The organism is Lysinibacillus sp. NPDC093210, from assembly GCF_044753985.1.
GTDB lineage: Bacteria > Bacillota > Bacilli > Bacillales_A > Planococcaceae > Lysinibacillus.
The window spans coordinates 1-1,007 of sequence record NZ_JBIVOE010000027.1; the positions used below are offsets into that span (position 1 = coordinate 1).

A 1,007-nucleotide genomic window follows, 5' to 3' on the forward strand; every position below is an offset into this window, starting at 1 on the left:
GATCCAGAAACACAACCAACGAGAAGGCGAGAACAGTAAAAATAAAGACATCGACTCAAACAGAACGATGCTTAACTATGACTTCGTGAACGAGGACAAAATTAAGTACCATGAAGAAATTAAGAAGATGACGGCCACCCGTGTGAAACGAAAAATTCGGAATGATGCTGTCCTAGTGGCAGAATTCTTTGTGTCGGCCAGTCCGGAGTATATGCATGCGATGTCGTCAGACGAGCAGCGCAAATATTTTGAAGCATCACTCGATCATATTGCCGGCAAGTATGGCCAACAGAACATTTTATATGCCGTCGTACATAACGATGAGTCAACGCCACACATGCACGTGGGTTTTGTGCCAATTACGGATGATCGGCGCTTGGCGGCGAAAGAGTACTTCCATGGGAAAACGAAGATACGTAGAATCCAAGATGATTTTCACAACTACATGAACAAACGTGGTTATGACATTGAGCGTGGCGAGCCGAGCGAGCTGCAGCATAAGAGTGTGCATGAGTTTAAGAAACAAGAACGTGAAAAAGAGCTAAAGCACTTGCAACAACTAGTGGCTCATAAGGAAAAAGAGCTTCAAGGTATGGATAATTTGCTGGAGCTAAAAACAGCACCACCCGTTGAGATACGCAGCGAGAGACGCATTGAAGAGTTATGTAGCCAACCTGTTGAAGTGGAGGCGGCCAAGAGTGTCATGGGTTCCAAAGTGAAAGTGGAAGAAGCAGATTTTCATGAGCTTATGAGTCTCACAAAAGAGCTGCAGCAAACATTGGCGGCCGAGCATGAGCGTACCCATGCATTGAGTCATGAGCTTGATCGTTATGAGAAAGAGAACAAGACGTTGAAGCATGACTTAAGCGAAACAAGGCAAGAATTAGAGGTATATGCTGCAGATCAAGACGGCCAAGTGGAGAAAGCGAAGAAACAAATGCGTCAGAAGCTTGTACGTGATTTTTCAGCAGAACAAAAAGAAAATGTGAAAGACGAGGTTAAGAGAG

At 44.6% G+C, this 1,007-nt stretch carries 1 protein-coding gene; it reads left to right on the forward strand.

The genetic code is table 11. The annotated features are described in order from the left end of the window. A partial coding sequence (gene mobV / locus ACIP9C_RS23110) for a MobV family relaxase (protein ID WP_401015211.1) occupies nt 1-1,007 on the forward strand: 1,007 nt, incomplete at both ends.